Origin of the sequence: Streptomyces xanthophaeus, from assembly GCF_030440515.1 — a bacterium.
Taxonomy (GTDB): domain Bacteria; phylum Actinomycetota; class Actinomycetes; order Streptomycetales; family Streptomycetaceae; genus Streptomyces; species Streptomyces kutzneri.
On the sequence record NZ_CP076543.1, the window covers coordinates 417442 to 441741 of the forward strand.

At 74.1% G+C, this 24300-nt stretch carries 24 protein-coding genes; 6 read left to right on the forward strand and 18 right to left on the reverse strand.

Going from position 1 to position 24300, the window contains the following annotated elements:
* Positions 1-92 precede the first annotated feature (92 nt).
* The 6 genes from KO717_RS01880 to KO717_RS01905 all read right to left on the reverse strand — a co-directional run bounded on the left by KO717_RS01880 (position 93) and on the right by KO717_RS01905 (position 5521).
* Entirely contained in the window at positions 93-956 is an 864-nt protein-coding gene (locus tag KO717_RS01880; RefSeq protein ID WP_301364009.1) for a tyrosinase family protein, read from the reverse strand.
* 30 nt (positions 957-986) lie between these two features.
* Complete coding sequence (locus tag KO717_RS01885; RefSeq protein ID WP_301364010.1) at positions 987-1355, reverse strand: tyrosinase family oxidase copper chaperone; 369 nt, start codon at positions 1353-1355, stop codon at positions 987-989.
* Positions 1356-1414: 59 nt separating this feature from the next.
* Positions 1415-1954: a GNAT family N-acetyltransferase gene (locus tag KO717_RS01890; RefSeq protein WP_301364011.1), complete on the reverse strand. Its 540-nt coding sequence runs from the start codon at positions 1952-1954 to the stop codon at positions 1415-1417.
* A 293-nt stretch (positions 1955-2247) separates the two neighbouring features.
* A complete protein-coding gene (locus tag KO717_RS01895) occupies positions 2248-3363 on the reverse strand; it encodes an acyl-CoA dehydrogenase family protein (protein WP_301364012.1) in 1116 nt (371 codons plus the stop codon).
* On the reverse strand, positions 3360-4547 hold the full coding sequence (locus tag KO717_RS01900; protein ID WP_301364013.1) for an acyl-CoA dehydrogenase family protein: 1188 nt from the start codon (positions 4545-4547) through the stop codon (positions 3360-3362). Before KO717_RS01900 ends, KO717_RS01895 begins: the two co-directional genes overlap by 4 nt.
* Complete coding sequence (locus KO717_RS01905; RefSeq protein WP_301364014.1) at positions 4544-5521, reverse strand: NADPH:quinone oxidoreductase family protein; 978 nt, start codon at positions 5519-5521, stop codon at positions 4544-4546. Before KO717_RS01905 ends, KO717_RS01900 begins: the two co-directional genes overlap by 4 nt.
* A 212-nt stretch (positions 5522-5733) precedes the next feature.
* Between KO717_RS01905 and KO717_RS01910 the strand changes: the two genes are divergently transcribed.
* The 3 genes from KO717_RS01910 (at position 5734) to KO717_RS01920 (ending at position 8714) form a co-directional block, all read left to right on the forward strand.
* On the forward strand, positions 5734-6885 hold the full coding sequence (locus tag KO717_RS01910) for a hypothetical protein (RefSeq protein WP_301364015.1): 1152 nt from the start codon (positions 5734-5736) through the stop codon (positions 6883-6885).
* 83 nt (positions 6886-6968) lie between these two features.
* Positions 6969-7874, forward strand: coding sequence for an SDR family oxidoreductase (locus KO717_RS01915; protein WP_301364016.1), 906 nt, complete (start codon positions 6969-6971; stop codon positions 7872-7874).
* 36 nt (positions 7875-7910) lie between these two features.
* The gene (locus tag KO717_RS01920; protein ID WP_301364017.1) at positions 7911-8714 is read left to right on the forward strand and encodes a hypothetical protein; all 804 of its coding nucleotides are present in this window, start codon (positions 7911-7913) and stop codon (positions 8712-8714) included.
* Here the strand turns inward: KO717_RS01920 and KO717_RS01925 are convergent.
* Complete coding sequence (locus KO717_RS01925) at positions 8701-9534, reverse strand: enoyl-CoA hydratase/isomerase family protein (RefSeq protein WP_301364018.1); 834 nt, start codon at positions 9532-9534, stop codon at positions 8701-8703. The two genes, KO717_RS01920 and KO717_RS01925, sit on opposite strands and share 14 nt — an antisense overlap.
* Before the next feature lie 72 nt (positions 9535-9606).
* Positions 9607-10368: a PIG-L deacetylase family protein gene (locus KO717_RS01930; protein ID WP_301364019.1), complete on the reverse strand. Its 762-nt coding sequence runs from the start codon at positions 10366-10368 to the stop codon at positions 9607-9609.
* Positions 10369-10386: 18 nt separating this feature from the next.
* On the opposite strand from KO717_RS01930, the gene KO717_RS01935 reads away from it, so the two are divergent.
* Positions 10387-11205 (forward strand): MBL fold metallo-hydrolase, encoded by an 819-nt coding sequence (locus tag KO717_RS01935; RefSeq protein ID WP_301364020.1) that lies wholly within the window; start codon positions 10387-10389, stop codon positions 11203-11205.
* Positions 11206-11223: 18 nt separating this feature from the next.
* On the opposite strand, the gene KO717_RS01940 is transcribed toward KO717_RS01935, so the two are convergent.
* The 3 genes from KO717_RS01940 to KO717_RS01950 form a co-directional block, all read right to left on the reverse strand.
* Positions 11224-12534: an alpha/beta fold hydrolase gene (locus KO717_RS01940; protein WP_301364021.1), complete on the reverse strand. Its 1311-nt coding sequence runs from the start codon at positions 12532-12534 to the stop codon at positions 11224-11226.
* A 152-nt stretch (positions 12535-12686) separates the two neighbouring features.
* Positions 12687-13772, reverse strand: coding sequence for an S-(hydroxymethyl)mycothiol dehydrogenase (locus KO717_RS01945; RefSeq protein ID WP_301364022.1), 1086 nt, complete (start codon positions 13770-13772; stop codon positions 12687-12689).
* Between the two features lie 73 nt (positions 13773-13845).
* Positions 13846-14832, reverse strand: coding sequence for a LysR family transcriptional regulator (locus tag KO717_RS01950; RefSeq protein ID WP_301364023.1), 987 nt, complete (start codon positions 14830-14832; stop codon positions 13846-13848).
* Between the two features lie 71 nt (positions 14833-14903).
* Here KO717_RS01950 and KO717_RS01955 point away from each other — a divergent pair, with 71 nt between their 5' ends.
* Both KO717_RS01955 and KO717_RS01960 read left to right on the forward strand, forming a co-directional pair.
* On the forward strand, positions 14904-15812 hold the full coding sequence (locus KO717_RS01955; protein WP_301364024.1) for a dihydrodipicolinate synthase family protein: 909 nt from the start codon (positions 14904-14906) through the stop codon (positions 15810-15812).
* Positions 15813-16205: 393 nt separating this feature from the next.
* Positions 16206-16928 (forward strand): transglycosylase SLT domain-containing protein, encoded by a 723-nt coding sequence (locus KO717_RS01960; RefSeq protein WP_301364025.1) that lies wholly within the window; start codon positions 16206-16208, stop codon positions 16926-16928.
* A 25-nt stretch (positions 16929-16953) separates the two neighbouring features.
* Here KO717_RS01960 and KO717_RS01965 read toward each other — a convergent pair whose 3' ends face one another.
* From KO717_RS01965 to KO717_RS01995, 7 genes are all read right to left on the reverse strand, one after another.
* The gene (locus KO717_RS01965) at positions 16954-17859 is read right to left on the reverse strand and encodes a phytoene/squalene synthase family protein (RefSeq protein WP_301364026.1); all 906 of its coding nucleotides are present in this window, start codon (positions 17857-17859) and stop codon (positions 16954-16956) included.
* Between the two features lie 65 nt (positions 17860-17924).
* On the reverse strand, positions 17925-19634 hold the full coding sequence (locus tag KO717_RS01970) for a serine/threonine-protein kinase (RefSeq protein WP_301364027.1): 1710 nt from the start codon (positions 19632-19634) through the stop codon (positions 17925-17927).
* A 27-nt stretch (positions 19635-19661) separates the two neighbouring features.
* The gene (locus KO717_RS01975) at positions 19662-21293 is read right to left on the reverse strand and encodes a peptide-N4-asparagine amidase (protein WP_301364028.1); all 1632 of its coding nucleotides are present in this window, start codon (positions 21291-21293) and stop codon (positions 19662-19664) included.
* A 117-nt stretch (positions 21294-21410) separates the two neighbouring features.
* On the reverse strand, positions 21411-21890 hold the full coding sequence (gene rraA / locus KO717_RS01980) for a ribonuclease E activity regulator RraA (protein ID WP_301364029.1): 480 nt from the start codon (positions 21888-21890) through the stop codon (positions 21411-21413).
* Between the two features lie 232 nt (positions 21891-22122).
* A complete protein-coding gene (locus KO717_RS01985) occupies positions 22123-22389 on the reverse strand; it encodes a GlsB/YeaQ/YmgE family stress response membrane protein (RefSeq protein WP_189744401.1) in 267 nt (88 codons plus the stop codon).
* 84 nt (positions 22390-22473) lie between these two features.
* Entirely contained in the window at positions 22474-23364 is an 891-nt protein-coding gene (locus KO717_RS01990) for a hypothetical protein (RefSeq protein WP_301364030.1), read from the reverse strand.
* Positions 23361-24209: a phosphatase PAP2 family protein gene (locus KO717_RS01995; RefSeq protein ID WP_301364031.1), complete on the reverse strand. Its 849-nt coding sequence runs from the start codon at positions 24207-24209 to the stop codon at positions 23361-23363. The genes KO717_RS01990 and KO717_RS01995 overlap by 4 nt, the downstream gene beginning before the upstream one ends.
* Positions 24210-24300: the final 91 nt, after the last annotated feature.

Below are 24300 nucleotides of genomic sequence, written 5' to 3' on the forward strand. Positions count from 1 at the left end.
GGGTGATCGACTGATCGACGGAAGGGCCCCCGCCACCCGGCGGGGGCCCTTTCCCGTGCCGGCCGCGTGCGCAGAGGCCGTTCGGGTGAGCGTCATTCGTAGCGGTACAGGCCCTGGTGGCCGGACATCTCGCGCGGGGTGATGTTCCACGGCGGCATCGGCTCGTCGAGGGCGATCACCCGGCCGCGCTGGAGGTCGCCGACGGCGAGCGGGGCGGCGGGCAGGTAGCCGGAACCGGGGTGCTTCTGCTGCCAGCGGTCCCAGACCAGGTCGACGAAGGCGTGGTGCAGCCAGAACGCCGGGTCGTTGGGCGCCGTACCGCCGGTCATGTGGCCGCCGATCCACTGGTGGACCTTGTTGTGGTTGCGCCAGCGCTCGCTCCTGGGTGCCGACCAGCCCTCCAGCTTGTTGCGGAAGCCGCCGGCCGTGGCCGTGGAGTCCCAGGGGGAGACGTCGTACGTCGGGTCGTCGATCGCCCACTGGAGTTCGGCCGCGGTGGGCAGGGTGATCGGATTCTGCGGCCGGCCGAGGTTGCGGGTGAGGAAGGCGGACTCGGTGATGCCCACGGTCACCGTCCAGTTGCCCGTGTCGTAGGCGAACGGCCCGGTCATCACCTTGCGGTCGCTCGCCCGGCCGGTGCCGCCGAGGAAGTCGTCGGCCCAGAGGGAGGAGACCGGGCTGTTGTCGGTGGTCCAGTCCCAGTACGGGACGCTCACGCCCGGGTCGATCTCCTGCAGCTGGCGCTCGAACTCCAGCAGGTAGCGCCGGTGCCACGGGAAGAAGGACGGGGACATGTGCCCGACGCGCAGCTTGCGGTCGCGGTCGGGCACGAAGTACTTGTCATGGGTGCGCACGAGGGCGTCGTAGGCGCCGTCGCGCTTGAGCTCCAGCACCGCCGCCGTGAACCGCTTCTTCTGGGCGCTGGTGAGGTTCTTCTGGTTCTGCCGGGTGTGCAACGCGGGGCTCCTCCCGTTCCCGTGGGTCAGTCAGCCGTGGTGCGGGGCCGCGAAGGCGAGCTGGGCGGTGCCCAGCTCGTCGACGGCGGCCCGGGCCAGTTCCAGTGGCGTGGCGTAGGACTGGAAGTGGTTGATCCCGCTGAGGTAGCTGCCGTCGGCCCGGCGCATGACGTGCAGGGGGCGGCCGTCGATCCGGACCCCGGCGACGTCGACGGCGATGTGCCGGCCGCGGTAGGTCTCCTCCTCGGCGAGCGGCGCCGGGGTGAGGGTCTGCCGGGGACGGCGGGCGCGCAGTACGGGGGCCAGGGCCGCGGCCGTGCCGGCGAGCACGGTCGCGGTGAAGACCGTACGCAGGACCGCGCGGCGGGTCAGTGGTGCGGCGGGCGATGCTGCGGACATACGGTCTCCCTCGCTCGGTGGCCGGCGGCTACGGGTCTAACGCCGCGCGGCGGGCGAGGTCACCCGTGGGCGCCGCGGAGCTGCTTGTAGAAGAGGGTCGTGGGGTGGAGCCGGCCCGCCGGGTCGGTGGCGTAGTCGGGGATGGTGCCGGCCTCCGTCCAGCCCGCGGAGCGGTAGACCCGCTCGGCTCCGCTGCCCGTCTCGGTGTCCAGGAACAGCAGCACGACCCCGGCCCGGGAGGCGGCCGACTCGGCCTCGGCGAGCAGGGCCCGGGCGGTGCCCCGGCCGCGGGCGGCCGGGTGGACCATGAGTTTGCGCAGCTCGGCGCGGTGGCGGCCGTTCGGCTTGGTCTCCCGGTACCAGCTGACGGTGCCGTCGATCCTGCCGTCGCCGCCGGTGCGGGAGACCCACAGCGCGAGGGAGCCGTCCTCGACGGCGGGCAGCAGGGAGTCCCACCAGGCGGCGGCTCCCTGGTGGTCGAGGCCGGCGAGGAAGCCGAGGGACGATCCGCCGTCGACCACGGCGAGCAGCAGGGCGGCGAGTTCGTCGCGGTGGGCGCGGAGGCCGGTGGCGGAGAGCGCGGTGATGGTGGCCCTCATGGGGCGAGGATAAGGACCGGCGCGCAGCCCGCCCGAGGCGGGGCGGACTGCGGGTCGCCTCCGGGCGGGGGTCGCGTACACCTCCTCGCGCAGCAGCGGCGGGAACTCCCCATCGCGAAGGAGGCGATGAGGACCAGCAGCGACGGGTCGTGGTCCCGGTGGAGGACGTGCGGCACAGCGCCTCTCGCAGGAGGCGGACGGGGCGCACGGGGACCCGTCGGCGCCGCGCCCGCATCGGCCGTTCGGCCAGGGTCCCGGCCGGCCCGGGGCGGGCGGGCCGGCCGGGACCGGGGCTACGGCGCGGGGAGTTCCGCGAAGTCCGCGACCAGGCCGCGGTGGTGGCCCGCCGTGCCGAGGGCCAGGGAGTCGGCCTTGGCCCGCTTGAGGTAGAGGTGGGCCGGGTGTTCCCAGGTCATACCGATGCCGCCGTGCAGTTGTACGCACTCCTCGGCGGCGCGGACGGCCACGCCCGAGCAGTAGGCCTGGGCCACGGCGACCGTCAGCGGGGCGTCGGGGGCCGCGGTGGCCAGGGCGTCGGCCGCGGCCCTCGCCGCCGCGCGCGCGGAGGCCACGTCGAGCCAGAGCCGGGCGAGGCGGTGCTTGAGGGCCTGGAAGGAGCCGACGGGCCGGTTGAACTGGTGCCGGCCCCGGACGTGGCCGACCGTCTCCGTCAGGCACCACTCGGCGAGCCCGAGCTGCTCGGAGGCGAGCAGTCCGGCACCGGAGAGCAGGGCTCCGGCGACGGCCGCCCGGGCCGTTCCGGCATCGGCGAGACGGGTGCCGGCCGCGGCCTCCAGGGTGACGGTGGCGAGGGGGCGGGTCAGGTCCAGCGGGATCTGCGGGGTCAGCCGCGCCGAGGCGGCCGGGACGGCGTAGAGCCCGGTGTCGGCCAGGACCAGCAGGACGTCGGCGGCCACCGCGTCCGCCACGGAGGTGACCGTGCCGGTCAGGCTCCCGTCGCCGAGGTCCCGGACGGGGGCCGGCAGGGGCGCGCCCGGGGCGAGGGTCAGCGGCACGGCCGGGACGCACACGGTGCTGCCCGAGGCCAGCTCCCGCAGCAGCGGGGCGGCCTCCGCGGTGTCGCAGGCGAGCAGGATCTCCGTGGCGAGCACGGCGCTCGTCAGGTACGGGACGGGAGCCACGGCCCGGCCCAGCTCCTCCAGGACCACGGCCGCCTCGCGGTGGCTCGCGCCCTGTCCGCCGTGCTTCTCGGGCACGAGGAGACCGGCCGCGCCGATCTCGGCGGCGAGGGTGTGCCAGAGCGCCGGGTCGTGCGGCCGGCCCGTCTCGGCCCGGTCGAGGACGCTCTTGGCGTCGCAGCGGTCGGTGAGGAGGGCGCGTACGGCGGAGCGGAGCTCCTCCTCGGTCCCCGAGTAGAGCAGGTCGGCCGGTGCCGCCGTGGTGGTCATCGGTTGAGGTCCTTCCAGGCGAGGTCCTTGTCGTCGCGCGGCTCGGGGGGCAGGCCGAGGACGCGTTCGGCGACGATGTTGAGGAGGATTTCGCTGGTGCCGCCCTCGATGCTGTTGCCCTTGGCGCGCAGATAGCGGTAGCCGGCCTCGCGGCCGGTGAAGTCGACGCCTTCGGGCCGGCGCATGGTCCAGTCGTCGTACAGCAGGCCCTCCTCCGCGAGGAGTTCGACCTCCAGCGCGCTGATCTCCTGGTTGAGCCGGGCGAAGGTGAGCTTCATGCCCGATCCTTCGGGGCCGGGCTGTCCGGCGACGAGCTGCTGGCGCAGCCGTTCCCCGGTGAGGCGGGCGACCTCGGCCTCGACCCACAGTTCCAGCAGCCGCTGGTGGAGGGCGTGGGTGCGCAGCTCGGGGCGTTCGCGCCAGGCGGCGGCGACCGGGGCGATCATGCCGCCCTCGCGCGGGATGCGCATGCCGCCGATGGAGACCCGCTCGTTCATCAGGGTGGTGCGGGCGACCGCCCAGCCCTCTCCGACGGCGCCGAGGCGGTGGGAGTCGGGGATGCGGACGCCGGTGAGGAACACCTCGTTGAACTCGGCCTCGCCGGTGATCTGGCGCAGCGGCCGGACCTCGACGCCCGGGGCGTGCATGTCGCAGAGGAAGTAGGTGATGCCCTGGTGCTTGGGGAGCCCGGGGTCGGTGCGGGCGATCAGGATGGCCCAGCGGGCGGTGTGGGCGCTGGAGGTCCACACCTTCTGGCCGTCCACGATCCAGTCGCCGGAGCCGGTCTCGCGGACCGCGCGGGTGCCGAGGGCGGCGAGGTCGGATCCGGCGCCGGGCTCGCTGAAGAGCTGGCACCAGACCTCCTCGCCGAGCCACAGGGGTCGCAGGAAGCGCTGCTTCTGCTCCTCGGTGCCGTACGCGAGGATCGTGGGCGCGGCCATGCCGAGGCCGATGCCGATCCGGCGCGGGTCGTTGTCGGGTGCGCCGGCGGCTTCCAGTTCGGCGTCGACGACGGCCTGGAGGGAGCGGGGCGCGCCGAGGCCGCCGAGGCCCTCGGGGTAGTGGACCCAGGCGAGTCCGGCGTCGAAGCGGGCGCGCAGGAACGCGGCGCGGTCGGTGTCGGCGGGCGGGTGGGCGCGGAGCAGGTCCCGTACGCGCGCCACCAGTTCCTCGGTGGTGGTCATCGCGGGTCTCCTCCGTCCAGGGCCGGTACGACGACCAGCCGGCCGGTGGTGGTGCCGTCGGCGAGGCGCTGTACGGCGTCGGCGACGGCGGCCAGCGGGATGCGTTCGCTGATCAGTGGTCTGATGGCGCCTTCGGCGGCGAGCCGGGTGAGTTCGGTGTGGCAGGCGGTGATGGCGGCGGGGTCCTTGGTGGCGTACAGGCCCCAGTGCAGGCCGAGTACGGCGTAGTTCTTGACGAGGGCGTGGTTGAGGGCGGGCGCGGGGATGGTGCCGCTCGCGAAGCCGACGACGACGATGCGGCCCTCGAAGGCCACGCACTTGGCGGAGGCGGTGTACGAGTCGCCGCCGACCGGGTCGTAGACCACGTCGGCGCCGCGCCCGCCGGTGAACTCCTTCACCCGGGTGACGACGTCCTCGGCCGTACGGTCGATCACCAGGTCACAGCCGAGTTCCTCGGCGGTGCGCGCCTTGGCCTTGCCTCCGACGACACCGATGACGGTGGCCCCGGCGGCCTTGCCGAGCTGGACGGCGGCGCTGCCGACACCGCCGGCGGCGGCGTGCACGAGCAGGGTCTCGCCCGGCTGGAGGCGTGCCCGGCGGTGCAGGCCGAACCAGCCGGTCTGGTAGCCGATGTGCAGGGCCGCGGCCTCGGCGTCGTCCAGGCTGTCGGGGGCCGGGAGCAGAGCCCGCCCGGACGCGACCACGTACTCGGCGAAGCCACCGTGGGGCAGGCTCGGGGTGGCGATGACGCGGCGGCCGTCGTCGGTGAGGCCGCAGATCTCGACACCGGGGGTGAAGGGCAGCGGCGGGCGGATCTGGTACTGGCCGCGGACGAGCAGCGCGTCGGGGAAGTTGAGGTTCGCCGCGAGGACCCGCAGCCGCACCTCGCCCTCGCCGGGTACCGGTTCGGGAATCTCTTCGAGGCGAAGGGCCTCTCGGGGTTCGCCGGGGGTATGTACTCGCCATGCCTGCATCCGGGGCCTCCAGCCGCCGTCGAGGAACCACGCTCCGCGGGCATACTAAGCAGTCGCTTGCCTCTCTGGGAACCACCGGTCAGGGGGGAGAACCCTCCGGAACGAATCGACACGCGTCATTCAGGCCACACCCGCACCAAGATCGGGCAACATGTGGCGTGCACGTGTCATGACTCAACGGGGAACAGCACCTGTCCAGGGGGGACAACCACATGAGAAGAAGCATGTCCGCGGCCGGAGCCGCCATCGTTCTGGCGGGCCTGATCACCGCGGCCGGACCGGCCGCGGCGGCAGGCACGGCGGCCCCCTGCACCCCGGGGATCGAGATCCTCCCGGGGCTGCCGGGATCGACGGGCTCCACCGCGGTGGGCTTCGGCAGCGGCGGCATCGTGGTCGGCGACAGTGCCGGTCTGCCCGTCTACTGGACCGGCGCGGAGCACACGATCCACGCCGTCCCGCTGCCCGCCGGCTTCGACCGGGGCAGCGTCAAGGCGGTCAGCGCCAAGGGCCTGATGGTGGGCACGGCCACCCGCACCTCGGACCAGGCCATGGTCGCCTTCACCCACCAGCGGGGCTCCACTGCCTCCGAGCCGCTCACCGCGCCGGGCAAGGAGGGCCGCTTCGCCGATGTCGACGTCAACGAGTCGGGGCGGGTCGTCTTCGCCGACGGGGGCGTCGCCAAGGAGTGGGTGAACGGGAAGGTCGTGCGCGAACTGCCGGTCCCGGCCGACGCGATCGCCGGCAGCACGGTCACTTCGCTGAACGGCATCAACAAGCGCGGTGACATCGTCGGCACGGTCTCCGGCTCCTACTTCGACGCCGAGAACGACATCATGGTCACCAAGACCTTCCCGGTGGTCTGGCCGGCCGGGGGCGGCTACCCGCCCTACAGCCTCCAGGTGTGGAACGGCTACCACTCCTCGTTCGTGACGGCCGGCCGGGACATCGACGACCGCGGCCGGGTGGTGGGCCTGGAGGACTACTACTACCGCAACGACCCGAAGCTGACCCCGGCCGTCTGGAAGAAGCCGTACGACGCCCTGCCCGCCGACCCGGGCCGGGCCAAGGGCTACCACGACCTGGAGTTCAACGGCAGCAGCCCGACCACGAACGTGGCCGTCGGCACGGCCACCAACTTCGAGGAGAGCTGGCCCAGTTCCTTCCAGGCCGTCTACTGGCCCGGCAAGGGGGAGCCGCTGGTGCTGCCCTTCCCCGCCGGGACCCCGGGCGTGCCGCTGAGCCGGGCCTTCGCGGCCACCGACGACGACCGCGTCGGCGGCATGATCACCGACCGGGAGACGCGGGAGAGCAAGGCCGTGGTCTGGACCTGCGCGAGCAAGCAGGCGTACGCCCCGAAGGGCTGACCGCCCGGGGCCGCGGACCCCGGTCCCGGGCAGATCCTGTCCGGGGGATGGTCATCTCGTCGCCCGCGCGCTATCGATGCCCCATGACGGACGAGATCCGGCGCGGGCTGCCCGCGCCACCGGCGCTCGGCGCCGCCGCCCTGCCCCCCGGGACCTACGCGGGGCAGGTGGTCCTCGTGACCGGCGGCGGCACCGGGCTGGGCAAGGCCATCGCCGCCGAGTTCGCCCGGCTCGGCGCCGATCTGGTGATCGCGAGCCGGCGCGCCGAGCAGCTCAAGGCGGCGCGGGAGGAGCTGGCGGCCGTCCCCGGCGCGGGCCGGGTGACGGCCGCCGTCTGCGACATCAGGGATCCCGGGCGGGTCGCCGAGGTCTTCGACGCCGCGCAGGCGGCCTTCGGCCTGCCGGACGTGCTGGTCAACAACGCGGCGGCGAACTTCCCCTCCCCCGCGGAGGACCTCTCGCCGAACGCCTGGCGGGCGGTCGTCGACATCACGCTGACGGGCACCTGGCTGATGACCCGCGAGTTCGGCCGCCGCCACCTCACCGCGGGCACCGGCGGCTCGATCGTGAACATCGGCGCCTCGTACGCCTGGACGGGCGGGCCGGGCTTCGCCCACAGCGCCGCGGCCAAGGCCGGGGTGAAGAGCCTGGTGGAGACCCTCGCCGTCGAGTGGGGCCCGTACGGCATCCAGATCAACGGGCTCGTCCCCGGGCTGTTCCCGCACGCCGACATGACCGAGGACATCCGGGGCGGCCTGGAGCGGGCGGCGCCCGGCGCGAAGGACGCCCGGCAGCCCGCCCTGCGGGTCGGCGAGCCGCGCGAACTGGGCTGGGCCGCCACCTTCCTGGCCTCGCCGTACGCCCGGTTCATCACCGGGCACACGCTGGTGGTCGACGGCGCCAACTGGCAGCGCCGGTCGGTGGTCAGCCCCGAGGTGGTCCCGGTCCGCACGCAGCTGGGCCGCGGCCCCTTCACCCCCTCCCCCTGAACACCGGTTGTCGGTGGGTGGTGCGAGGATCGGAGCATGTCTCTCGCCGATCTGACCCTTGACCGCTGGCGCTCACTCGGGCCGGCCGCCGCCGAACGCCTCGCCCACGAGGCCGCCGGACAGGTGGGCGGCCGGGTGGTGCTGTTCGACGCCGTCGGACACCTGGGCGGGCCGTTGCACCGCGTGCGCATCGAGCGCGAAGGGCGGGAGTTCGCCCTCGTACCGGGTGGCACGGTGCGGCTGGGGTTCGACCTGGACGTCTGGGAGCCGACGCCCGCACAGGCCGCCGACTTCGCGGCCAGCGTGGACGAGGGGTACGGGTACGGGCACGAGGACCTCAAGGCCTATCTCGCCGACGTGCTCAGCCCGCCGCGCACCGCGACGCTGGCCACCGTGTTCATGGCCGTGGAGGACGAGGCCCTGACCGAGCCGGCGGCCGGCATGCCGGCCGCCCTCGCGGCGCACGGGCTGCGGATACCCGGCGCCGACGAGTGGGAGCACGCGTGCGGCGCCGGGGCGGGCACCCTGTTCCGGTGGGGGAACGAATGCCCCCTGGACGAGCCGCCGTACGGGAGCGGCTCCGGCCTGCGGCACGAGCCGAACGCCTTCGGGCTGCACATCGCCTACGACAGCTACGGCACGGAGCTGAGCGGCGACCCGGCAGCGGTGCACGGCGGTGACGGCGGGGAGGCCGTCTGCGGCGGGTACGGAGATCTGCTCGGCTGGCTGCCGCTGGCCACGGCCAACCGCAACCCGTACGCGGCCGAGTTCACGTACGGCCCGGACGGCGAGGGCATGTACGAGGAGTTCTCGACCCGGCCGGTGCTCAGCCTCCGCTGAAGCGCGCAGGCCTGCGGGCCGCCTTGGCGGTGTAACCCTCCCGGCAGTCCTCAGAGGTGAGGGTGAGGGCGGCGGTCATCGCGACCCGGTCGAGGGCGGCGGGGAGGGCGGCATCGGCGTAACCGTCGATCGCGCGCTTGATGCCCTGGACGGCGAGCGGCGCGTTGGCGGCGATCTCCTGCGCCACGGCGCGGGCGGCGGCCTCCAGCTCCTCGCCGGGGACGACCAGCTGGACGAGGTTGAGCCGCTGCGCCGTCGCGGCGTCGACGCGCCGGCCCGTCAGCGCCAGGTACTTGGCCCAGCCCGCACCCGCTTCGCGGGCGATGCGCAGGTCGCCGCCCGCGTCCACCGCCACGCCCAGTCCGGCTTCCGGGAGCGCGAAGACGGCGTCCTCGGCCGCCACCCGGACATCGGCCATCAGCGCCAGCTCGAAGCCGAAGCCGAGGCAGTAGCCCTGGACGGCGGCCACCACCGGCTGGGGGAGGCGGGCGAGGACCGCGAAGCGCTCGTGCACCCAGCGGATGCCCTCGTAGTAGTTGCGGATGCGTTCGGCCGGGGTGCCACCCGTGATGGCACCGCCCGGGGCCGTCACGTCGATGCCCGCACAGAAGGCCCGGCCCTCGGCCCGCAGCAGCACCGCCCGCACGGACGCGTCGAAGCGGATCCGGTCCGCGAGCAGGCCGAGCTGGCGGGTGGACTCCCAGCTCCAGCCGTTGAGCTTGTCCGGGCGGCACAGGGTGAGGACGGCGAGGCCGTCCGCGACCTCCAGCCGGATCCGTTCCTCGCCCTCCGCGATCTCCGTGGAGATGGTGTCGATCACCGTGTCCCGCACCCCCGGCCCGATGGCTGACGACCCGCCGAACTGACGGATCGTCAGACTAGAGGCGGCCCGTCAGCGGGGGAAGACCTCGAACGCCACGGCCGGACGCCCGCCGAACCGGGCCGCCGCCTGCTGGGCGTTCCCGGTGAGGAAGGTGCGCACGTACTCCTCGGGGTCCTGGTCCGTGAGCACCTCGATGTACGCCTTGTGCTCCAGGAGGGACGCGATCGAACGCTCCAGCCCGGGGCCGGCATCGACCGCGTGCGTCGGGGTGGCGGATCCGGCCACCGCGACCCAGCGCACGCCGTTCCACGGCTCCAGGCCCTGCTCGGTCAGCTCGGGGAAGATCCAGCGGTTCCCGGCGTCACCGGCCGCGTCCAGCACGGCCCGGCCGACGGCCTTGTGGTCGGGGGTGTTCCAGTAACCGCCGCCCTGCGCGCCGCCCCACGTGTCACGGTGGTTGAGGGTGACGATCAGCTCGGGCCGGTGCCGCCTGATGGCGGCGGCGATGTCCCGGCGCAGGCCGAGGCCGTACTCGACGACACCGTCGCGGTAGTCCAGGAACTCCACCTCGGACACGCCGACGACCGCGGCGCTCGCCCGCTGCTCCGCCTCGCGCAGGGGACCGCAGTCGGCGGGGGCGATGCTGTCGATGCCCGCCTCGCCGCGCGTGGCGAGGAGATAGACGAACTCCCGGCCCCCGTCCGTCCAGTGCGCGATGGCCGCGGCGCACCCGTACTCGAGGTCGTCGGGGTGCGCGACCACCGCGAGGGCGCGTGTCCAGTCGGTGGGCATGGGCTGCAAGGCGGGCTGCTGATCAGGTTGTTCGGTCATGTCTCGCACAATAGGCGAATGGACCGACACGGGCAGGTGGTGGCGCTGCTCGACGCCACGGGGATCTTCTTCGAGCCGGCCCGCACCGCCTTCCCGGGGGCGAGCGAGGCCGCGTGGGAGCGGGCCGGCCGGCTGGATCCGGGCGCGTTCGGGCCGGACGGTACCTGGGCGCTCGACTTCCGGTGCTTCGCGATCGCCCGGCCCGGCGGCCGCTGGGTGCTGGTGGACGCCGGGGTCGGGCCGGCGGGGTCCCCCGCCGCCGCCTGGGCGCCGGTGCCGGGGCGGCTGCCGGACGCCCTCGCGGCGGCCGGCATCGCTCCGGCCGACGTGGAGGCGGTGGTGCTGACCCACCTCCACGAGGATCACGCGGGCTGGTCGTCGGGGTCCGACGGGGAGCCGTTCTTCCCGGCGGCGCGGTACGTGGTGCAGCGCGCGGAGCTGGCCGGGCTGGACCGGGCGGACCCGGTGTGGGACTGGACGGTGGCGCCGCTGCGGGCGAGCGGGCAGCTGCACGAGGTCGACGGCGCCCACCGGCTGGCGCCCGGCATCACCCTGCTGCCGACGCCTGGGCACACCCCGGGGCACCAGTCGGTGCTGGTGGACCAGGGCGCCGGGGCCCGGGACGTGGTGGTCACCGGCGACGTACTGGTGCATGCGGTGCAGCTGGGCGACCCGACGGTGCCGTACTCCCACGAACGCGACCGGGAGACCGCCCGGGCCTCCCGGGAGGACCTGCTGGCCCGGGCCCGGCAGCGCGGCGCCCTGCTGGCCACCGCGCACCTGACCAGCGCGTTCGTGGAGCCGCCCCCGGAAACGACAGCGGACCGGCGCCCCTGAACGCGGACGCCGGCGTTACTACACCGCGTCGCGGGCCAGGGCCAGCAGCCGGTCCAGGACGCGGGTGCCGCCGGCCCGGACGCCGTCGTGCTCGAACTCGTCCGTCACCCAGGTCCGCAGGCCCCGGACGGCCCGGGCCGTCTCCAGCGAGTGCGCGGTGTCCACGTACATGTCGTCGTGGTAGACGGCGGCGGCCACCGGCACCTCGTTGGCGGCCAGGCGCGCGGGGTCGTAGAGCGGCTGCCAGCCCGTACGGGCGGCCAGGAGTTCGGCGGTCTCGCGCAGCGGGGCGAGGGACGGGTCGGTGGTGAAGTGCCAGGGATGGATGGTCTCGCCGGTGAAGAGCAGCGGCTCGTCGCCCGCGAGCGTCTTGCCGGCGTCGAAGCGGGGGTGGCCGGCGCGCACCCGTTCGGCGGCCCAGCCGGTGGGCGTGGCGGGGTCCTGGGCGTAGATCGCCTCGTGGACCAGTGCGTAGAGGGGGTGCCCGGCGAAGGAGAGCTGGGCCCGGACCGCCTCCAGGAAGGCGTCGGAGAGGGCGGGTCCCGCGGGGGTCGGCACGAAGGCGTCCTCCAGCAGGTAGTGGAGCTGGTGGCTGCCGTCGCCCCCGCCGAGGAGGATGCCGAGCGACTGGAAGCCCTCGACGGTGAGGCGGTGGCCGCCGGGGAGTTCGGCCGGGCGCTCCGCGAGGTGGGCGGCGATCCGGCGGGCGCGCTCGACGTCCATCGGGTACCGGGCGTAGTGGGCCAGGTTCTTGCGCTCGATGCGGGGGTACGCGGCCTCGTACACCTCGTCGGCGGTGGCGGTCAGTGACGGGAGGCCGCCGGTGATCAGGGCGGCGGTGAGGCCTTCGGGCGCGGTGGAGAGGTAGTGGGTCGTGCAGAAGCCGCCGAAGCTCTGGCCGAGCACGGTCCAGGGCGCGCCGCCGGTCAGGCCGGGGCGGATGGCCTCGGCGTCGCGCACGATGGAGTCGGCGCGGAAGTGGGCGAGGTACTCCGCCTGCTGGGCGGGGGTGCCGCGCAGGGGCAGGGTCTGCCGGTTCACCGGGGTTGAGCGCCCGGTTCCGCGCTGGTCGAGGAGCAGCACCCGGTACTCGGTCAGCGCGCGATCCAGCCAGGCCTGGCGGCCGATGAAACGGCGGGCACCGAAGCCGGGACCGCCCTCCAGGTAGAGCAGCCACGGCAGCGTCTCGGGGTCGCGGCCGGAGGCCACGACCTCCCGCGCGTACAGCTCGATCCGCTCCCCGTCCGGACGCGCGTGGTCCAGGGGGACGGAGAACCGGTGGTCGGTGAGGACCGTGCCGGGATGGCGGTAGCTGTGTGCGGTGGTCACGGACGCCCCCAGGGGTACGAGGAGATGAAGGACCGCGCCCCGGCCGGGTGGCGGCGGGGGCGCGGGGGTTGTGGCGGTCCGAGTCTAGGCAGGGCCTGACCGGACCGGCCGGACCGGCCTGGCGTGACGGCCGGGCCGGTCCGGACGGGGTGTCAGAACTCGACGACCGAGCGGAGGACCTCGCCGCGCTCCATCCGGGCGAAGGCGTCCTCGACGCCGTCGAGCGGGATGGTCTCGGAGACGAAGGCGTCCAGGTCGAGCCGGCCTTGCAGGTAGAGGTCGATGAGCAGCGGGAAGTCGCGCTCGGGCAGGCAGTCCCCGTACCAGGAGGACTTCAGGGCGCCGCCGCGGCCGAAGACGTCGAGAAGCGGGAGTTCGAGCTTCATCTCCGGGGTCGGCACGCCCACCAGGACCACCGTCCCGGCCAGGTCGCGGGCGTAGAAGGCCTGCTGGTAGGTCTCGGGACGGCCCACGGCGTCGATGACGACGTCCGCACCGTTGCCGCCGGTCAACGCCTGAACGGCCTTGACCACGTCCTCCGTGCGCCCGTTGACGGTGTGGGTCGCGCCCAGGCCCCGGGCCCACTCCAGCTTCCGGTCGTCCAGGTCCACCGCGATGATCCGCGAGGCACCGGCGAGGCGGGCTCCGGCCACGGCCGCGTTGCCCACTCCCCCGCAGCCGATGACGGCGACGGAGTCGCCCCGCCCGACGTTGCCGGTGTTCAGGGCGGCGCCGAGACCGGCCATCACGCCGCAGCCGAGGAGTCCGGCGGCGGCCGGGGCGGCCGCCGGGTCCACCTTGGTGCACTGGCCGGCCGCGACCAGGGTCTTCTCGGCGAAGGCACCGATACCGAGGGCCGGGGAGAGCGGGGTGCCGTCCTCCAGGGTCATGGGCTGGGTGGCGTTGTGCGTGGCGAAGCAGTACCAGGGGCGTCCGCGCCTGCAGGCGCGACAGGTGCCGCACACCGCACGCCAGTTGAGGATCACGAAGTCCCCGGGGGCGACGGAGGTGACGTCGGGGCCGACCGATTCGACGACTCCGGCGGCCTCGTGGCCGAGCAGGAAGGGGAATTCGTCGTTGATGCCGCCCTCACGGTAGTGCAGGTCGGTGTGGCAGACCCCGCAGGCCTGCACCCGGACGAGGGCCTCGCCGGGTCCCGGGTCGGGCACGAGGATCGTCGTCGTCTCCACCGGTGCGCCCTTGCTCCGGGCGATGACCCCTCGTACGCGATGTGTCACGTCGTACCCCGCTCTGATCGAATCCGTCTGGATCAACGAACGTACACGGACGGCACGCGGTAAGGGAGTTGTGTCACGTTCCGGCGCGCGACCCGGCCAGATCCGGTGGTACCGCGGCCCGGAGTGCCGCGCCGAAGGCCGCCACGGCCGGGTGCGCGCCGGCTCCGCTGCGGAAGGCGAGGTTGGTACGGCGCTCCATGAGCAGGCGGGTGAGGCGTACGGACGGATCGGCCGGTCCCGTGACCCCGAGCTGCGGTACGACGGCCACCCCCTGGCCCGCCGCGACCAGGGCGAGCACGGTGGCGAACTCGTCGACCTGGTGGCGGACCCGCGGCGTGAAACCGGCGGCCTGGCAGGCCCGGACGGTCATGGCATGGCAGAGGGTGCCTGGGGTGGCGGTGATCCAGGGCGCCCGGGCGTGCGTCCGCAGGACCGCGCCCTGGTCGGGTCCGCCGGACGGGACGGGTTCCAGGGAGGGGGCGGGTTCCAGGGAGGGGGCGGGGCCTGCGGGCGGGGCGGGGGCCCCGGCGGCGGGGGCGGCCAGGTACATCGCCTCGCCGTAGAGCGGCTCGGTGGCCAGCCCCGGCTCGGGCTCGGCGGGTACGAAGTCGTACTCGTGCACCAGGGCCACGTCCAGATCCCCGGCCCGCAGGGCGTGTGCCACCGCGGCCGGGTCCGTCTCCGAGACCATCGGCTCCAGACCCGGGTGGCGCCGGGCGAGGGCGATCAGCGCGGCCGGGACGATGGCCCGGGTGGCGGTGGGGAAGGCGCCGATCCGCAGGGCTCCGGCCAGGCCCCCGCGTGCTTCGGCGAGGTCGGCGTCGGCCTGTTCCAGCCGTTCGAGGACCGCCTCGGCGTGTCCGACCAGGTTCCGGCCGGCCGGGGTGAGGCGGACCCCGCGGCCGGTGCGCTCCAGCAGGGGCAGGCCGGCCTCGCGTTCCAGGACGCTCAGCTGCTGGGAGACCGCCGAAGGGCTGAAGCTGAGCGCCTCGGCGACGGCGGCGATGGTGCCGCGGCGGGCGAGTTCGCGCAGCAGGCGCAGGCGTCGTACATCGAGCATCGGCTCAGCTTACGGGTCGGGTAAGGAACGCGAACTGGATTTGACCCTTCGGACGGGCAAGGCTCTTGGGCATGGCACAGGACATCGCAGAGAACCTCCCGCTGCACGGGATCCACGTACCGCTCGTCACTCCCTTCACCCGCACCGGGGAGGTCGCCGCCGAGGCACTGGAGGCACTCGCCCACGAGGTGCTGGACGCCGGCGCCGCAGGCATCGTCGCGCTCGGCACCACTGCGGAGGCGGCCGGTCTCGACGAGGCGGAGCGTGACCTCGTCACCGGGGTCTGCGCCCGGGTCTGCGGGGAACGGGGCGCGCCGCTGGCCGTCGGTGCGGGGGCCGGCGGCACCCGGGCGGCCGAGGCCTCGCTGGCCCGGCTGACCCGGTGGCCCGAGGTGCGGGCGGCGCTGGTGACCGTGCCGCCGTTCGTCCGGCCCTCGGCGGCCGGGGTGCTGGCGCACTTCGCGCGGCTGGCCGAGGCGAGCCCGGTCCCGCTGATCGTCTATCACATCCCGTACCGGACCGGGCAGCCCCTGGACGCGGCCGCGCTGCGGGCGCTCGGGGCGCTGCCGGGGGTCGCCGGCATGAAGTACGCGGGCGGCGGTATCGGCGAGGACGCCGTGGCGCTGCTCGGTGACCTGCCGGCCGGGTTCGAGGTGCTGGCCGGTGACGACGCATACCTGTCCCCGCTGCTGGCGCTGGGTGCGGTGGGCGGGATCCTGGCCTCGGCGCATCTGGCGACGGACCGCTTCGCGGAGCTCGCCGAGGCCTGGCGGGCGGGCGACGTGGCCCGGGCCCGGCCACTGGGGCACGCGCTGGCCCGGATGTCGGCGGCGGCCTTCGCCGAGCCCAATCCGGCGGTGATCAAGGGTGTCCTGCACGCCCAGGGGCGGATCCCGACCCCGGACGTCCGGCTGCCGCTGCTGCCGGCCTCGCGGAGGGCGGTGACGGCCGTGACGGCCGCCCTGGAGCGGCTGGAGTGACCCTGGGGGCGCACGGGTCGGCAATCCGCCGGAAAGAGTCCTGAATGGGCGATTCGCCGCCTACAGGTAAGTCGCCCTGATGAGGCACGCGGAGAGCGGAGTTGCCCCTATTGGCCACCCGGTCGGCGACCCGTGATGTGAGCCACACCGGACACCTCAACATCATTTCCGCACAACGGCCGATTCCCTTTTACCGGAAAGGGAATCGGCTATTGCGCGGATACCCCTTCAAGGTCATTTACCCGGCCGATAGCGAGATGTCGATCTATCGGTGGAATTCGGGTCTTGTTCCCGTGCGGCGGGCTCGCCTACGGTCACCTCGTTCCTGGTGGTCAGCTGCCGAATCCGGCCCCCGCCCGGGATCTCCCGTCCCCCCACGTGAGGAATTCCGCCATGCCTGCAAAAGGTAAGCACCGTCGGCCGAAGCACCACCGGATCACCCGCAAGCTGGCTCTCGCCGGCACCGGTGGCGCAGCCCTCACTCTCCCGCTGATCAGCGCGACCACCGCCGGCGCGGCGGAGACGGCCGCCGCCCCCACGACGTATTCCGTGGTCGCGGGCGACACCCTTTCGGAGATCGCGGCGGATCATTCCGTGAGCGGCGGCTGGCAGCAGCTCTACGCGGCGAACCGGAGCGTCATCGGCGACAACCCGGCGATCATCCGGCCCGGCATCAAGCTGAAGCTCGGCACCCAGGCGGAGACCGAACGCGCGAGCAGGTCCGCCGCCCGGACCACCCTCACGCCCGCCGCCAAGCCCGCCGCTGCGCCCGCCGCCAAGCCGGCCACCGCCTACCCGAACAATCTCGACGGGTGGATCCGCGAGTCCCTCGCCGTCATGGCCAAGCACGGTATTCCGGGCTCCTACAACGGAATTCACCGCAATGTGATGCGGGAGTCCTCGGGCAATCCGCTGGCGATCAACAACTGGGACATCAACGCCCGGAACGGCATCCCGTCCAAGGGGCTGCTCCAGGTCATCGATCCGACCTTCCGCGCCTACCACGTGCCCGGCACCTCGTTGAACTCGTACGACCCGGTCGCCAACATCACCGCCGCCTGCAACTACGCGGCAGCGCGCTACGGCTCGATCGACAACGTCAACGGGGCCTACTAGAAACCGGGAGACTCCCCGCGCCGGTTCACACCGTGCGGCGCCGGGCGGCGCGGACGAGGATCCGCAGGGGCGCCGCCAGGCCGTAGCCGATGTCCCGGCGCAGGGCGGTGACCCCCGCCCGCTCCACGGCGGTCAGCTGGTGCGCCATCAGCTCCGTCATGGTCGCGATGACGGGACGCAGCCCGGGTTCGGCGAGACCGAGGATCCCGTGGGCGGCGTCAAGGGCCGTACGGGCACGCCGGCACTCGGCGGCCAGCAGAGCGCGCACGGCCGGGGTGTCGCGGGCCCGTTCCAGGTCGGCGCGGGTCACCGCATGCTCGTCGAGCCGGGCGCGCGGGATGCAGAGCCGGCCCTCCGCGAGGTCCTCGCGGAGGTCGGCGAGGAAGTCCACGCGCTGGGCGGCGTCGACGAACCGCCGCCACCCCGCGGCCTGTTCCGGGTCGGGGCCGCCCTGGTACTGCAGTCCGGTGAAGACCAGCACCCCGGGCCACGCGTAGGCGTCGAGGTAGGCCTGGAAGTCCTCCTCCGCCGCGAAGCCGTCGAAGCCCGCCTCGGCGGTGGCGGCGCCCTCCAGGAAGCGGGAGACCCAGTGCGGGGGCAGACCCCGGGAGTCCACCGCGTGCGCGTAGGCCCGCAGGAGGGGGTCGGGGCTGTCCCCGGACTTCAGAGCCGCCGCCACCCGCTCGGACAACGCGGCGAGACCGGCCGCCCGTTGCTGCGGGGTCCCGGTCTCCGCCACGTCGTCGACCAGGTTCATGAAGGCGAGACCCGCGGCGAGGGCGGGCACCAGCGGCGGCGCGGCGAGCAGCCGCAGCGCCAGGTACGGGGCGGGCTCGCGGCGGAGCACCCGGCGCGCGGCGTGGGTGTAGTCGTCGCGCAGCCGGGGGCCGGATATGCCGGCCCCCGTGAGGGTGGTGCGCCAGCTGGGCATCGTGGTCGTACTCCTGAACACGTCGGTCCGCACGTGCGTACGTACGCACGCACGGGTAGACGATGTCAGAACTTGGTGACCTTCTTGACCTTGCCGTCGACACCGGCGAGCGCATAGCCGCCGCGACCGTACTCGTCGATGAGGTAGGGCCGCATGCAGGGGACCTGGTCCATCATCCAGGGCTCGACGACCACATAGGTCATGGTCGGCTTCTCGATGCCCGCCTCCTTCTTGGTCTGCTCGAACAGGCTTGGCAGCGCGTCCCAGTTGACGGTGGCCATGTCGATGAGCGGATTGCCCTCCTTGACCGTGCCGTCCGGGCCCGTGCGCTTGGCGGCGCCGTCGCGGTACTGCCAGGCGTCGACGGTATCGGCGCCGGGAGCGGTGGGGATCTTGGCGAGGACGTAGCCCTCGTAGACCTTGAGGTCCACGAAGGTGGTGGTGCCGGTCTTCTCCTTGAGCGCGTCCAGGGCGATCCGGACGTTCTCCGGGGTGAGCATGCTGCCGCGGGCCGTGCCGGCCTTGGACGTACTCGCCTTCGCACCGGGGGTGGAAGCCGGGGTACCGCCCGGGGTGGCGACGGCGGGCCGGGTGGCGCGGGAGTCGGCCGTGTCGTCGCCCCCGGAGTTCCCGTCGGGCATCAACTGGACGATCCCGATGACCGCGGCCGCCAGCACCGCCGTGATCGCGGCGCCGATCAGGGCCGGGCGCCTGCGCGGTGCGGACGCCAGCGCGACGGGCGTGGTCGGGGCCGCGTAGGGGGAGGCGCCCTGGCCGAACGGCGGCGGGGTGGGCGAGCCGTACGGGCCGCCGTAAGGGCCGTACTGACCCGGGACGACCGGTGCGCCCGGTGTGGCCGGTGCGGCCGGTACCGAGACGGCCGGCGCAGCGGCGACCGGCCCGGCGCCCGGCCCGTGGCCGGATCCGAGAGAGGCGCTCGCGTCCCGCAGCAGCTGTTCCAGCTGCGCCCCGTCGGGCCGCGCGGCCGGGTCCCGTACGAGCAGCCGTTCCAGTACGGGCGCCAGCGGGCCGGAGCGCACGGGCGCCGGGATCGGCTCGTCGAGCACCGCGACGACCGTGGCCAGGCTGGTGGCCCGGCGCAGCGGATGGACCCCCTCCGCAGCCACGTAGAGCAGCATGCCCAGCGACCACAGGTCGGAGGCGGCCAGCCCCTCCTCCCCGCGGACGCGTTCGGGCGCGATGTACTCCGGGGAGCCGATCAGCACGCCGGTCGCGGTGAGTCCGGTGGAATCGTGCAGCGCGGCGATGCCGAAGTCGGTCAGCACGGCCGACCCGTCGGGGCGCAGCAACACGTTGGCGGGCTTCACGTCACGGTGGAGGATCCCCTCGGCGTGCGCGGCACGCAGTGCGGACAGCACGTCGAGGCCGAGCCGCACCACCTCGGCGGGCGGCATCGGGCCCGACTCCAGGCGGTCGTGCAGGGAGCCGCCCCGGACCATCTCCATGACGATCCACGGGTGCCCGTCCGTGCCGGCCGCGGGCTCGACGATGTGGTGGATCGTCACCACGTGGGGGTGGGCGAGACGGGCGAGGGCACGGGCCTCGCGGACGGCGCGTTCGCGCATCTGGTCCGCGAGGCCGGGCTGGGCGGCGGCGGTCGCCGGGTCCGGCGGGCGCACCTCCTTGAGCGCGACCTCGCGGTGCAGGGCGATGTCGCGGGCGCGCCACACCGTACCCATGCCCCCGCTGCCTAGCGGTGCGACCAGCTCGAAACGGCCGTCGATCAGCTGTCTGCCGGCCTCACTCGTATCCATGGGCGCTCATCGTAGGGGGCGTCCGGATCAGCAGCGTCGGCGGTCCACCGTCAGCGTGCCCTGGGCGGTGGCGACCGTCCGGTCGTAACACCCGCCGGGTGCTGCGGACCCGTACAACCGGTAGCGGGCGGACGTGGTGGCGACCGCGTGCCGCTGGTCGCGCGGGACGTTCGCGGTGTAGGTGGCGTCGCCCGTGTACCGGTCGTCGAGCCGGGAGCTGTCGACGGCTTTGCCGCCGCGCAGGGTGACGGTGTCGGCGCGGTCGCCGAGCGAGAGGACGGTGCGCAGCCGGTCGCCGTCGCCGAGGGTGGTCTCGCCGTCCATCGTGTAGGTGCGGTCGGTCCGGGTGGTGACCGGCCCGCGCGTCACGCTCTCCTCGTCGGTCCAGGTGGCGGTGAGGGCGTCCTGGTTCTCGCCGTCGGTCCAGCGGTGCACGGAGGTGCCCCGCACGGCGCGGGTGACGGTGGTGGCCACGCGGCCGTGGGAGGTGTTCAGGTGTCCGGCGACGGTCAGCCGGTGTCCGTCCTCGGTGTCCAGGCGGTGCTGTCCGCCGGGGGCCGCGGGCGTCCAGCGGGAGTGGCCGGCCGGATCGGTCCGCTCGTAGCGGGTCAGGGCGCCGGTGACGACCTCCCGGGCCTCGTCCTGCCAGAGCAGCAGGTTGGTGGGGGTGCTCCAGCCGGTCTGTCCGGCGGGGACCCCGGCGACGGAGACCTCGATCCGGTGCGGACGGCCGTCGTTGAGGAGCGCGGCGTAGGGGGTGAGGTCGTAGCGGACGGGCTGGACGTCGAAGGCGCGCGGGCCGGGGGTGACGTACCAGAGGAAGGGGTTGGACCAGCCGCCGGTCCAGACGGTGGGGAAGGGCGCGGCGATGCCTGCGAGCTGTCCGTCGACGGAGACCCGGACCTCGCGGTAGGGGCCGCCGGCGGCCTTGCAGGAGTACGGGGCCGCGTCCGGGGTGGTCATGTACCAGTACTCCTCGCAGCCGCCGCCCGAGCCGGTGGCGTACACCTCGGCGAGGAGGCGCTCCGTGTTGCGCGGGGTGGTGACCGACGGAGAGGTGAGGGGCAGGACGCGGTCGGGGGTGTCCGGGGCCGGGTTGCGGCCGTCGGCGGCGTAGAAGGTGAGGGTCACCTTGACGTCGATGACACCGGTGTACGTGTCGTCGACGACGTTGCCGATGAGCATCTCGACGGGCTGAGGGCGGGCGAGGGTGTCGCGGTAGCGGGTGACGTCCTTCTCGACGGACCAGGCGATGCCGTCGGGCGAGGGCTGCGGGGTGGAGGTGCGCAGGATCTCGACCCCGCCGAGGGAGAGGTGGCCGAGGCGGTCGTACTGGCGGCCCTTGACCTTGCCGTCGAGGCGCAGGACCACCTTGGTCCAGCCGGCCGTGCCGCAGGCGGCGGGCGGTGTGTAACTGCCCCGGTAGGGCGTGAAGTCGCGGAACTGTGCCTCCGCGAGGGTCACCTGGCAGGACCGGGTCGTGGGCCGGGCGACCGGCGGGGCCGCGGTGAGCGGGTCGTGCCAGTCGGTGCCGAACTCGGCGGGCGGCGGGTCCGCAGCCGGGGTTCCGGCGGCGTACGCGGGTCCCGCGGCGGCCAGGGTGGCGGCGGTCAGCGCGATCGCGCCGAGCAGGCCGGTGATCCTGTGTCGTCGTCTCATGGGCCCGCAGTGAAACCCGGCCGGCCGGGGCCGGGCCAGGGCCCGTGCCCGGGCCCTGGCCGGTTCTGAACCGCGCCGGCCCCGCCGGCTCCGGTCCGGACGCCGGCGGTCCGGACCTCAGCGGGGCAGGACGACCACGCCGTCGTCGTCCGCGTGGACGGTGTCCCCGGCGCGGAAGGTGACGTCGCCGATGGTGACGGGCTCGTCGACCGCGCCGTCGCCGGTCTTGCCGCTCTTGCGGGGGACCGTGCCGAGCGCCTTGATACCGAGGTCGAGCCCGCCGAGCGCGACGCTGTCGCGGACCGAGCCGTTGATGATCAGACCGGCCCAGCCGTTGGCCTCGGCCGCGCCCGCGATGAGGTCGCCGACGAGGGCGGTACGCGGCGAGCCGCCGCCGTCCACGACGAGGACCGCGCCCTCGCCCGGCGTGTGGAGGAGGGTGCGCAGCAGCGCGTTGTCCTCGTGGCAGCGCACGGTGCGTACGGGGCCGGCGAACAGCCGGCGGCCGCCGAACTGGCGGAACCCGGTGGCACAGATGGCCAGGGACTCGCCGTACTCGTCGTACAGGTCGGCTGTGGGGACGGGGGTGACACTCATCCGGCTACCGGTTTCCTCGCTGCTCGTGCGCATATGTCGCGGTGGTGCGGCCAGCGTAATCGGCCGGTCGTACGGCGCGGCGAGGTGTCTCGGGGACGCGGCTCGGGCGGCCCGGATCGGCCGGAACGTGACGGCCGGGCGGACGGACGGGCGGACTGGGTAGCCGGGCGGACTGGGTGGCCGGGCGGACTGGGTGGCCGGGCGGACTGGGCCCGGACCGTGCGGGGCCGCGTCAGTTGCGGGAGTTGCCGAACAGGATGCGGTAGCCGATCAGCAGGACCAGTGAGCCCGCGATGGCGGAGCCCCAGGTGGCGAGGTCGAAGAACTCGGTCTGGATGGGCTTGTCCAGGACCTTCGCCGACAGCCAGCCGCCGATGAAGGCTCCGGCGACGCCGATGAGGGTGGTCCCGATCAGGCCGCCGGGATCCCGGCCGGGCAGCAGGACCTTGGCGATGCCGCCGGCCAGCAGTCCCAGGATGATCCAGCTGACGATCCCCATGTCCAGTCACTCCGCTTCGGTCGTTCCGTCGTTCGGGCGTTCTCCTCGGAGGACGCGCCCGGGGGCGGATCGGTTCTCCGCCGCTCAGACCGCGACGCGGCCGGCCGGTACGGGGAGCTCGGCGCCCGTGGCGGGGCCGGCGCCCGGACCCGCGCCGGTGGAGGGCGTCCGGGTGAGCAGGACCACCCCGCGCGCCGCCAGGAAGGCTCCGGCGCCGGCCAGCAGCAGCCCCGGCACTCCGCCCTGCAGCCGTTCGCCGAGCAGGACCATGCCGATGGCGGCCGCGGCCAGCGGGTTGGCGAGGTTCACCACGGCCAGCGGGGCGCCCAGTCCGCCGCGGTAGGCCCGCTGCGACAGCAGCATCCCGCCGACGGCGAACACCATGACGAGCAGGGCCACGGAGACGACCCGGACGCTGAGCAGGGCTCCGCCGCGACCGGCCGCGACGGCGACCGTCTGGGTCAGGGCGGAGGCCGCCGCGGAGGCCAGCCCGGAGGCGGTCGCATGGCGCAGGCCCGAGCGCGGGTCCTTGTCCGCGGTCAGCATCAGGATCACGGCGAGGGTCGCGCCGGAGACGGCCAGCGCCTCGATCAGCGTGAGGGTGTCGTCGGGGGCCGGCCCGGAGGCCGGGAGCAGCAGCAGGCCCAGACCCGTGACGGTGGCCAGGGTGCCCCGCCATTCGGTGGCCGCCACCCGCCGCCCGGACCTGCGCGCCCCCAGCGGAACGGCGGCCACCAGGGTGAGCGCGCCGAGCGGCTGCACCAGGGTGAGGGGGCCGTACCGCAGGGCCGCCGCGTGCAGCAGCGCGGCGGCGGCGTTCAGCCCGGCCGACCACCACCAGGCACCGGAGCCCAGCAGGGCCTTGGCGGTGCGCGCGACGGCGGCCCGGGCGAGCCGTTCCTGGGCGACGGCGGCGGCCGCGTAGGCCACGGCCGAAGCCAGGCAGAGTCCGACCGCGAGGGTGGTGTCGTTCATCGTCCGGCTCCTACGGCCGCGTCCGCGCTCCGAGGGCGCGGCAGGCTTTGTACGGGGATGTCGTGGCCGGGTGTCGAGCCCGTTCCCCGGTCCGCGCCCGGGCCCGGTTCGGGCTCGCCGGTTCGCGGCTTCGGGATGAGCAGCAGGGCCGCCCCCAGCAGGACGGCGGCCACGGCGGCGTCGAGCCAGTAGTGGTTGGCGGTGCCGACTATCACGAGCAGGGTCAGCAGCGGGTGCAGCAGCCACAGGAAGCGCCACCGCGAGGAGGTGGCGGCGATCATGCCGAGCGCGAGCATCAGCGCCCAGCCGAAGTGCAGTGAGGGCATGGCGGCGAACTGGTTCGCCAGGGTGTCCTCGGCCGGTGCGGCCTTGTAGACGGTGGGTCCGTAGACCTGTGCGGTGTCGATGAGCTGCGCGGCGTCGAGCAGGCGCGGGGGCGCGAGCGGGAAGGCCAGGTGCAGGGCGAGGGCGGCTCCGGTGAGTCCGGCGAGCACGCGGCGGGTCCACAGGTAGTGGGCGGGGCGCCGGACGTACAGCCAGATCAGGAAGAGCGCGGTCGCGGGGAAGTGGACGCCCGCGTAGTAGGTGTTCGCGGTGGTGACGAGGGCGTCCCCGTGCAGCAGCAGCCGCTGTACCGCGCCCTCGCCGGGCAGGTGGAGGAAGCGCTCGGCGTCCCATAGGCGCGCCGCGTTGCGGAAGGCCTCGTCGGTGCGGTCGGTCGAGAGCAGCCGGCCCGCCTTGTAGACGGTGAAGAAGCCCGCGACGAGCAGCAGCTCGCGTATGAGGCGGCGGCGCGCGGCTCTCGGTCCGGCTGCCGGCCCGGCAGGTGTGGTGTGGGAGCTCATCCCCCGGTCTCTCTTCCTGTTTGCGCGCACAGCGACACGCCAGTGTATCGATACATTGGCGTATCGATACGCTGGTGTACCGATACGGTCG

Coding starts and splice junctions, on each gene's coding strand:
- KO717_RS01885 (WP_301364010.1), bottom strand. CDS start 1,355: ATGTCCGCAGCATCGCCCGCCGCACCACTGACCCGCCGCGCGGTCCTG.
- KO717_RS01890 (WP_301364011.1), bottom strand. CDS start 1,954: ATGAGGGCCACCATCACCGCGCTCTCCGCCACCGGCCTCCGCGCCCAC.
- KO717_RS01895 (WP_301364012.1), bottom strand. CDS start 3,363: ATGACCACCACGGCGGCACCGGCCGACCTGCTCTACTCGGGGACCGAG.
- KO717_RS01900 (WP_301364013.1), bottom strand. CDS start 4,547: ATGACCACCACCGAGGAACTGGTGGCGCGCGTACGGGACCTGCTCCGC.
- KO717_RS01905 (WP_301364014.1), bottom strand. CDS start 5,521: ATGCAGGCATGGCGAGTACATACCCCCGGCGAACCCCGAGAGGCCCTT.
- KO717_RS01910 (WP_301364015.1), top strand. CDS start 5,734: ATGAGAAGAAGCATGTCCGCGGCCGGAGCCGCCATCGTTCTGGCGGGC.
- KO717_RS01915 (WP_301364016.1), top strand. CDS start 6,969: ATGACGGACGAGATCCGGCGCGGGCTGCCCGCGCCACCGGCGCTCGGC.
- KO717_RS01920 (WP_301364017.1), top strand. CDS start 7,911: ATGTCTCTCGCCGATCTGACCCTTGACCGCTGGCGCTCACTCGGGCCG.
- KO717_RS01930 (WP_301364019.1), bottom strand. CDS start 10,368: ATGACCGAACAACCTGATCAGCAGCCCGCCTTGCAGCCCATGCCCACC.
- KO717_RS01935 (WP_301364020.1), top strand. CDS start 10,387: ATGGACCGACACGGGCAGGTGGTGGCGCTGCTCGACGCCACGGGGATC.
- KO717_RS01950 (WP_301364023.1), bottom strand. CDS start 14,832: ATGCTCGATGTACGACGCCTGCGCCTGCTGCGCGAACTCGCCCGCCGC.
- KO717_RS01955 (WP_301364024.1), top strand. CDS start 14,904: ATGGCACAGGACATCGCAGAGAACCTCCCGCTGCACGGGATCCACGTA.
- KO717_RS01960 (WP_301364025.1), top strand. CDS start 16,206: ATGCCTGCAAAAGGTAAGCACCGTCGGCCGAAGCACCACCGGATCACC.
- KO717_RS01965 (WP_301364026.1), bottom strand. CDS start 17,859: ATGCCCAGCTGGCGCACCACCCTCACGGGGGCCGGCATATCCGGCCCC.
- KO717_RS01970 (WP_301364027.1), bottom strand. CDS start 19,634: ATGGATACGAGTGAGGCCGGCAGACAGCTGATCGACGGCCGTTTCGAG.
- KO717_RS01975 (WP_301364028.1), bottom strand. CDS start 21,293: ATGAGACGACGACACAGGATCACCGGCCTGCTCGGCGCGATCGCGCTG.
- rraA (WP_301364029.1), bottom strand. CDS start 21,890: ATGAGTGTCACCCCCGTCCCCACAGCCGACCTGTACGACGAGTACGGC.
- KO717_RS01985 (WP_189744401.1), bottom strand. CDS start 22,389: ATGGGGATCGTCAGCTGGATCATCCTGGGACTGCTGGCCGGCGGCATC.
- KO717_RS01990 (WP_301364030.1), bottom strand. CDS start 23,364: ATGAACGACACCACCCTCGCGGTCGGACTCTGCCTGGCTTCGGCCGTG.
- KO717_RS01995 (WP_301364031.1), bottom strand. CDS start 24,209: ATGAGCTCCCACACCACACCTGCCGGGCCGGCAGCCGGACCGAGAGCC.